The sequence below is a fragment of the Streptomyces sp. MK37H genome (genome assembly GCF_018035285.1).
GTDB classification, from domain to species: Bacteria; Actinomycetota; Actinomycetes; order Streptomycetales; family Streptomycetaceae; genus Streptomyces; species Streptomyces endocoffeicus.
On record NZ_JAAAYH010000372.1, the window covers coordinates 1 to 8,981 of the forward strand.

At 72.5% G+C, this 8,981-nt stretch carries 5 protein-coding genes; all 5 read left to right on the forward strand.

The genetic code is table 11. The annotated features are described in order from the left end of the window. Positions 1-81: 81 nt before the first annotated feature. Positions 82-1,368, forward strand: coding sequence for an enolase C-terminal domain-like protein (locus GWI24_RS34740; RefSeq protein ID WP_210950027.1), 1,287 nt, complete (start codon positions 82-84; stop codon positions 1,366-1,368). Between the two features lie 61 nt (positions 1,369-1,429). Continuing rightward, positions 1,430-2,602 (forward strand): Gfo/Idh/MocA family protein, encoded by a 1,173-nt coding sequence (locus tag GWI24_RS34745; RefSeq protein WP_210950028.1) that lies wholly within the window; start codon positions 1,430-1,432, stop codon positions 2,600-2,602. Positions 2,603-2,726: 124 nt separating this feature from the next. Beyond that, positions 2,727-5,186 carry a PQQ-dependent sugar dehydrogenase gene (locus tag GWI24_RS34750; protein WP_210950029.1) on the forward strand — a complete coding sequence of 820 codons (2,460 nt, stop codon included), beginning with the start codon at positions 2,727-2,729 and terminating at the stop codon, positions 5,184-5,186. A gap of 330 nt (positions 5,187-5,516) precedes the next feature. Continuing rightward, the gene (locus GWI24_RS34755; RefSeq protein ID WP_210950030.1) at positions 5,517-8,627 is read left to right on the forward strand and encodes a glycoside hydrolase family 38 C-terminal domain-containing protein; all 3,111 of its coding nucleotides are present in this window, start codon (positions 5,517-5,519) and stop codon (positions 8,625-8,627) included. After that, the coding region (locus GWI24_RS34760) for a helix-turn-helix domain-containing protein (RefSeq protein ID WP_210950031.1) at positions 8,624-8,981 on the forward strand (358 nt) is incomplete at its 3' end. The genes GWI24_RS34755 and GWI24_RS34760, both read left to right, overlap by 4 nt.

Genomic DNA, 8,981 nt, shown 5'->3' on the forward strand with positions numbered 1-8,981 from the left:
CGGTACGGTCATTGACATCGCTCCTGAACCCTCTTTACGTTCGAATGGACGATCGCCATTCGGCTATGGGAATGGGAGCGTATGTCCGCACCCCGCGAGCCGCACCTCCCGCTGGCCCAGGCCCCCTGGGTGGAGGAGCGCGGCGACAAGCTCCGCATCACCGCCGTACGCACCTTCCTGACGGCGCCTCAAGGCTGCCCGTACCTCATCGTGCGGGTCGAGACCAACGACCCCGGGCTGTACGGCCTCGGCTGCGCCAGCGACCCCCAGCGCACACTGGCCGTCCGCGGCGTGATCGACGACTACCTCGCCCCGCTGCTGCGCGGCCGCGACCCCGGCGACATCGAGGACCTGCACCGCCTGGCCCTCAACAGCGCCTACTGGCGCGGCGGTTCGATCACCGGCAACGCCCTCGGCGGCATCGACGTCGCCCTGTGGGACCTCAAGGCCAAGCGGCTCGGCGCCCCGCTCTACGCACTCCTCGGCGGCCGTTTCCGGCACCGCGCCGCCGCCTACACCCATGTGGACGGCCGGGACGCCGAAGAGCTCGCCGAAAAGGTGACGGCCGCGCGCGAGCGGGGCTTCGGACACGTGCGCATCCAGTGCGCCGTGCCCGGCTCCGACACCTACGGCGCCGCGCCGTCCGGCGCCGGGGAGGCGCGGGCCCGCCACGACCGCTCCGGCCGCTGGGACAGCGCCGGCTATCTGCGCGCGGTGCCCCCGGTGCTGCGCCGCACCCGCGAACTGGTGGGCGACGACGTCGAGTTGCTGCACGACGCGCATGAGCGCCTCGACCCGCGCCAGGCCGGGGAGTTCCTGCGCCGGGTGGCGGACGCCGGGCTGTACTTCGTGGAGGACGTGCTCGCCCCGGAGGACGCCGCACACTTCGCCCGGCTGCGCGCCGCCTCCCCGGTCCCCCTCGCGATGGGAGAGCTGTTCAGCGATCTCACCCAGTTCCTGCCGCTGCTGGCCGGACCGGTGATCGACTTCGCCCGGATCCGGGTCCCCACGCTCGGCGGCCTCACCCCGGCCCGTAAGCTCGCCGCCGCCTGCGAGCTGCACGGTGTCCGGCTCGCCCCGCACGGTCCGGGCGACGTCAGCCCGCTGGCGCAGGCGGCCACCATCGCCCTCGACATCTCCAGCCCCGCCTTCGGCGTCCAGGAGGCGGCCACCTTCCGGGAGCCGGTTCTGGAGGTCTTCCCCGGCACGATCGTGCCGCGCCTGGGGGCGATGGAACCCCGCGAAACCCCGGGCCTCGGCGTCGACTTCGACGAGAGCGCCGCGCGCCGCCATCCGGTGCCCGAGCCCCTGGCCCACGACCGCTGGGCCCTGCTGCGGACCACCGACGGGAGCGTGCAGAGGCCGTGACACCGAACGCGACGAGCAGATGGACGCCCCAGGCGCGGGCGCTGACCGGGAGGGGGCCGCTGTGGGCGAGCCGCTGAGGATAGGACTGGTCGGGGCGGGAAAGATCAGCCGGGCCTATCTGGACACGCTGGCGCGCCTGCCGGGACTGCGCCTGACCGCCGTGACCGACCTCAACCGGGCCCGTGCCGAGGCCGCGGCCAAAACCGCCGAGGCCGCCGCCAAGAGCGCGGAGGTCGCCACCAAGAGCGCGGAGGCCGCCACCAAGGGCGCGGAGGGCGTGGCCGTCGCCGCGTCGGCCGACGCGCTGATGGCACGCGAGGACGTCGACGCCGTACTCAACCTGACCATCCCGGCGGCGCACGCCGATGTGGCGCTGGCCGCGCTCGCCGCGGGCCGGCATGTGTACGGCGAGAAGCCGCTGTCCGGCACCCGCGAGGAGGCCGACGCCATCCTGGGCGCTGCCGAGCGAGCGGGGCTGCGGGTCGGCTGCGCGCCGGACACCGTGCTCGGCCCGGGCACCCAGACCGCGCGCAAGGCCGTGGACGACGGGCTCATCGGCACACCGGTCGCGGCCACCGCCTTCATGACCACCGCCGGGCACGAGGCGTGGCATCCGGACCCGGAGTTCTACTACCGGCCCGGCGGCGGACCGCTGCTGGACATGGGCCCGTACTATCTGTCCGCCCTGGTGCACCTGCTGGGCCCGGTGGTCCGGGTCACCGGGGCGGCCTCCCGGCCGCGCGCCCAGCGGAGCATCGGCAGCGGGCCGCGCGCGGGCGAGCACTTCGCGGTCGAGGTGGACACCCATGTCACGGGCGTCCTGGAGCATCGAGGCGGCGCCCTCACCACGCTGCTGATGAGCTTCGATGTGCACGCGGCCCGGCTGCCGCGCGTCGAAGTGCACGGCAGTGAGGGCTCGTTGTCGGTGCCGGACCCCAACACCTTCGACGGACCGGTGGAGCTCTGGCGCGGTGGCGCCTGGGAGCCGCTGGCGCCGTCGGCCGGATACGCGGGCTCCGCCCGGGGGTACGGCCTGGCCGACATGGCGCGGGCGCTGCGGGCGGGCCGTCCGCACCGGGCCTCCGCCGAGCTCGCCCGGCATGTCCTGGACGTCATGCTCACCCTGCTCGACGCCGCCCGGGAGCGGACCTCGCTGCCGGTCGGCACCACATGTTCCCGTCCCGAGCCCGTGCCCTTCGTGGGCGAACCGTCCACATCGGCGGGCCACGGCTAGGGCGGTGTCGAGTACGGGCACAAGGGTCCCCTCCACCCTGCCGAAGGCCCGTACCGCGGCGCGGCGGCGCGCGCCTGTGCTCAGCACGTCCGCGAGTATCCCCCACCGCATACGGAGGACTTCCGTGCACAGGAAACGCCTGAGACTGCGCAGATCCCTCGCGCTGTTCGCCGGAACGCTGCTCACCGGAGCCACCCTGACGCTCACCTCACCGGCGGCGGACGCGGTGCCCGACCCCGGCCGGACGGCCGCCGCGCCCGTGTTCCAGCAGGTCACCCTCGCCAAGGGGGTGGCCGAGACGGGTGAGCCGATGTCGCTCGCCGTGTTGCCCGACCGCTCGGTGCTGCACACCTCGCGCGACGGCACCCTGCGGCTGACCGACGCCGCGGGCACCACCAAGGTGGCCGGCACCCTGCCGGTGTACAGCCATGACGAGGAGGGGCTGCAGGGCGTCGGGGTCGACCCGGGCTTCAGCACCAACCGCTTCATCTACCTCTACTACGCGCCGCCGCTGAACACCCCGGCCGGTGACGCCCCGGAGAACGGAGCGGCCGCGGACTTCGCCAGGTTCGACGGGGTCAACCGGCTCTCCCGGTTCGTGCTCAAGACCGACGGCACCCTGGACCGGGCGAGCGAGAAGACGGTGCTGGAGGTCAAGACCTCCCGTGGCATGTGCTGCCATGTCGGCGGCGACATCGACTTCGACGCCCAGGGCAATCTGTATCTGTCGACCGGCGACGACTCCAACCCCTTCGCCTCCGATGGCTACACCCCCATCGACGAGCGAGCGAGCCGCAATCCGGCCTTCGATGCCCAGCGCAGCGCGGGCAACACCAACGATCTGCGTGGAAAGATCCTGCGCATCAAGGTCAAGGCGGACGGTTCGTACGACACCCCGGCCGGCAACCTCTTCGCCCCCGGCACCGCCAAGGCCCGCCCCGAGATCTACGCGATGGGCTTCCGCAACCCGTTCCGGATGAGCGTCGACAAGGCCACCGGCGTGGTGTACGTGGGCGACTACGGGCCCGACGCGGGCAACGCCAGCTCCACCCGCGGTCCACAGGGCATGGTGGAGTTCGCCCGGGTCGCGAAGGCGGGCAACTTCGGCTGGCCCTACTGCGTCGGCAAGAACCAGCCGTATATCGACTTCGACTTCGCCACCGGCGCCTCCGGCTCCGCCTTCAACTGCGCCGCGCCGAAGAACACCTCGCCGAACAACACCGGCCTCACCGACCTGCCCCCGGCCCAGCCCGCCTGGATCCCCTACGACGGCGGATCCGTGCCCGAGTTCGGCTCCGGCTCGGAATCCCCGATGGGCGGACCGGTCTACCGCTACGACGCCAACCTCAACTCGCCGGTGAAGTTCCCGCAGGAGTACGACGGCGACTTCTTCGCGGGGGAGTTCGGCCGCAAGTGGATCAAGCGGATCGAGCAGGGCGCGGACGGCACGGTCGGCTCCATCAACGCCTTCCCCTGGACCGGCACCCAGGTGATGGACATGGCCTTCGGCCCGGACGGCGCGCTGTACGTCCTGGACTACGGCACCGGATGGGGCGCGGGCGACGCGAACTCGGCGCTGTACCGCATCGAGAACGTCGTAGGAGGACGGGCGCCGGTCGCCCAGGCGTCGAGCGACAAGACCTCGGGCAGGGCCCCGCTCCAGGTGGGGTTCTCCTCGTCCGGCACCAGCGACCCCGACGGCGACGCCATCGGCTACAGCTGGGACTTCGGTGACGGCGGTAAGTCCACCGAGGCCAACCCGACGCACACCTACACCGCCAACGGTACGTACACCGCCACCCTCACCGCCAGGGACCCCGGCGGTCTGACCGGCACGGCGAGCGTGCACATCACCGTCGGCAACACCGCGCCGACGGTCACCCTGGAACTGCCCGGCGACGGCCAGCTGTTCACCTTCGGCGACAAGGTGCCCTTCCGGATCAAGGTCAGCGATCCCGAGGACGGCACCATCGACTGCTCCAAGGTGAAGATCACCCATCTGCTCGGGCACGACAGCCACGCCCACCCCATCACCTCCGCCACCGGCTGTGAGGGCACCCTCCAGACGCTGGCGGACGGGGAACACGACGATAACGCCAATATCTTCGGGGTCTTCGACGCCGAGTACACCGACAAGGGAGCGAACGGCCAGCCCCCGCTGACCACCCACGACCAGAACGTCACCCAGCCGAAGCACCGTCAGGCCGAGCACTACACCGCGTTCCAGGGCATCGAGCAGGCGAGCCACTCCACGGCACACGGCGGTAAGACGGTCGGCTTCACCGACAACGGCGACTGGATCTCCTTCAAGCCGTACATCCTGAACAACGCCACCAAACTCACCGCCCGCATCTCCTCCGGTGGCCCCGGCGGCACCATCGAGGTCCGCGCGGGCAGTCCCACCGGGACCCTGCTGGGCACCGCGACCGTGCCCGGCACCGGCGGCTGGGAGAACTTCCAGGACGTGAGCGCCACGCTCAGCGGTGCCCCCTCCGGGACGACCACGCTCTACTTCGTCTTCAAGGGCGTCACCGGCCAGGGCAACCTCTTCGACCTGGACGACTTCACCTTCACCACCGGCTGAGCCGGGACGAGCCGGGCCGCGCCGGAGGTCCCGAGGGGAACCGCCGGACGGCCCGCGCGGCGGGGAGGAGAACGCCGACTCCTCCCCGCCGCATTTCTGCTCCCGCTGTCAATTCTCTTATCTGACACAGTCGATGGAAAGCCGCTTATTTTCCTCCTGACAGGGTGTCGAACCCCTTCTTTTGCCGAGTAAAGAAGCAGGTCAGAGGCGTGGTTAAAAGCAATGCGCCGGTATTCGGGCCGAAGCGTTGACGTGATAACACACATGGTTTTACATAAACGGCACGTGCGCTTTCCCGGAAGGCAGGCAGGGCAGGAGGAAGGGCCGACCATGCACGACGACCGCCACGCCGTGGAAGAGCGCATCGCGAAGTTCATCGCCGAGCGCCTTCGCCCGGCGCTCTACAGCGATCGCGTCCCGCTGGAGGTCGCCGCCTGGCACATCCCGGGGGAGCCGGTGCCGGTGGCCGACGCGCTGCGCGCCGAGTACCGGCCGTTCGTCACCGGTGGCAGCTGGGGCGGCCCGTGGTCGACCACCTGGTTCCGGACCACCGCGACGGTCCCCGAGCGCTGGGCGGGCCGCCGGGTGGAGGCGCTGTTCGACCTCGGCTTCGACCTGTCCCAGGGCCCCGGGGGCCAGGCCGAGGGCCTGGTCCACACCGCCGACGGGACCCCGCTGGAGGGCCTGCACCCCCACCACCGCTCGGTGCCGCTGACCACCCGCGCCGTCGGTGGCGAGAGCGTGTGCCTGCTGGTCGAGGCCGCCGCCAATCCGCCCATCGTGGGCAGCGCGGGCATCGGCACCCACTACGGCCACCGGCTCACCGCGGGCGAGGAGGACCTGTACCGGCTGCGCCGTGCCGATCTCGTGGTCCGCGAGGAGGACGTCTGGCAGCTCCTGCACGACATGGAGGTGCTGGACGAGCTGATGCGCGAACTGCCCCTCGGGCTGCCGCGCCGCCACGAGATCCTGCGCGCCCTCCAACGGGCCGTGGACAGCGTGCCCCCGCGCCGTGTCGCCGCGGGCGCCGCTGCCGCCCGGCAGATCCTGCGCCCGGTCCTGGACCGGCGCGCCCACGACTCCGCGCACACCATCGCCGCCGTGGGACACGCCCATATCGACTCCGCGTGGCTGTGGCCGCTGCGCGAGACCGTGCGCAAGTGCGCCCGCACGTTCTCCAGCATGGCCTCGCTGGCCGAGGAGTACCCCGAGCTGGTCTTCGCCTGCTCCTCCGCGCAGAGTTACGCGTGGATGCGCGACCACCAGCCGTACGTCTTCGAGCGGATCAAGAAGGCGGTGGCCGACGGCAATTGGGCGCCGGTGGGTGGCATGTGGGTCGAGGCCGACGGCAACCTGCCCGGCGGCGAGGCCCTGGCGCGCCAGCTGGTCCACGGCCGACGCTTCTTCTCCCAGGAACTCGGCGTGGAGACCGATGGCGTCTGGCTGCCCGACTCCTTCGGCTACACCGCCGCGTATCCGCAGCTGGCCGCTCTCGCGGGCGCCCGCTGGTTCCTCACCCAGAAGCTGTCGTGGAACGAGACCAACAAGCTGCCCCACCACACCTTCTGGTGGGAGGGGATCGACGGCACCCGGATCTTCACCCACTTCCCGCCCGTGGACACCTACAACGCCACCCTGTCCGGCGCCGAACTGGCCCACGCCGTCGCCACGTACGCCGACAAGGGCGCCGGCACCCGCTCACTGGCCCCCTTCGGCTTCGGCGACGGCGGGGGAGGGCCCACCCGCGAGATGCTGGAGAAGGCCCGGCGCCTGGCCGACCTCGAAGGCTCCCCACGGGTCAGAGTCCAGACGCCGTCGGAGTTCTTCCGCGAGGCCCGCGAGGAGTACCCCGACGCGCCGGTATGGCGCGGCGAGCTGTATCTGGAGACCCACCGCGGCACCTACACCAGCCAGGCCCGCACCAAGCGCGGCAACCGGCGCAGCGAGGCCCTGCTGCGCGAGGCCGAGCTGTGGGCGGCGACCGCCGCCGTCCGCACCGGCGAGCCCTATCCGTACGAGGCGCTCGACGCGCTGTGGAAGCAGGTGCTGCTCCACCAGTTCCACGACATCCTCCCCGGCACCTCCATCTCCTGGGTCCACGAGCAGGCCGAGCAGACCTACCGCGCCATCCACCGCGGCCTGGAGCGGATCGTGGCCCGCGCCGCCGGACCGCCGGACCCCGCGGAACCCCTCGCCGTACTCAACGCCGCCCCGCACGCGCGGCGCGAGGTGGTCGTCCTCGACACACCGCCCGCCACGGGTGGCCGGGTGCAGAAGCTGTCCGACGGCCGGTACGCGGTGCTCGCCCAGGCCCCCGCGCTCGGCGCCGCCGTCCTCGGCACCGGCACCGCCGATGAGCCACGGGTCACCGCCCGGCCCGCCGACGGAGGCGGATACGTCCTGGACAACGGCGCGCTGACGGTCCACATCGACGCCGACGGGCTGGTCCGCTCCGCGTACGACCACACCTCCCGCAGGGAAGCCATCGCGCCCGGTGGCGCCGGGAACCTGCTGCGGCTGCACCCCGACGATCCGGTGCGCTGGAGCGCCTGGAACCTGGACGCCCAGTACCGCGACGTCCACCGCGACCTGGACACCGCCACCGCCGTCCACCTCGACGACGAGGGGCCGCTGCTGGCCCGTGTCCGCGTGGAGCGCACCACCGGCAGGTCCGTGGTCGTGCAGCGCCTCGGTCTGGCCGCGGGCAGCCGGATCCTGGAGGTGGACACGGACATCGACTGGCGGGAGGAGGACACCGTCCTCAAGGCCGCCTGGCCCCTGGACGTCCACGCCGAACGCGTGGCGTCCGAGATCCAGTTCGGCCATGTAGAGCGGCCCACCCACGAGAACACCAGCTGGGACGCCGCCCGCTTCGAGGCGTGGGCGCATCGCTGGATCCACGTCGGCGAACACGGCTGGGGCGCGGCCCTGCTCACCGACTCCACCTACGGACACGACGTCAGCCGCCGCACCCGCGAGGACGGCGGAACCACCACGACCCTCCGGCTCACCCTGCTGCGCGGCCCCCACAGCCCCGACCCGCACGCCGACCGGGGCCGGCACCGGTTCCGCTACGCGCTGTGCCCCGGCGCCGACATCGGCGACGCGGTGGCCGGGGGGTACGCCCTCAGCCTCCCGCTGCGCCCGGCCGCCACCCGGCTCGCCGGACCGCCGCTGGTCGCGGTGGGCGATCCGGGCGTCGTGGTGGAGGCGGTCAAGCTCGCCGACGACCGCTCCGGCGATGTCGTGGTCCGGCTCTACGAGTCGCGGGGCGGCCGGGTCCGCACCACTCTCGCCGCCGGGTTCGCCGTCGGGCGCGTCCAGGTGACCGACCTCCTGGAGAACCCCACCGGCGAACTGGCGTACCGCTCGGGCATGGTGGACCTCGAGCTGCGCCCGTTCCAGATCCTGACCCTCCGGCTGGCGCGCGAGGCGTCGTGAACCCGCCCTACCAGGACGTAGACGCCACGGGCCTGCCCGAGGAGGACCGCGGGCTGCTGCAGCGGTGGGTGGCGGAGGGCGGTCCGCGCGCCATCCGCGCCGCCGTCGTCCTCCTCGCCGCCCAGGGGCTGCGCAACGCCGAGATCGCCCGGCGGCTCGATGTCTCCCGGCAGACCGTGGGCCACTGGCGGCAGCGCTTCGACGCCTCCGGTATGGCGGGCCTGCGGGAGCGCCCCCGGCCCGGGCGGCCCGCCATCATCGACGAGGCCGAGGTCATCACCCGTACGGTCCTGGCGCCCGACGGCGGTGGCGCCTCCCGCGCGGTCGCCCGCGAACTCGGCTACAGCCACGCGG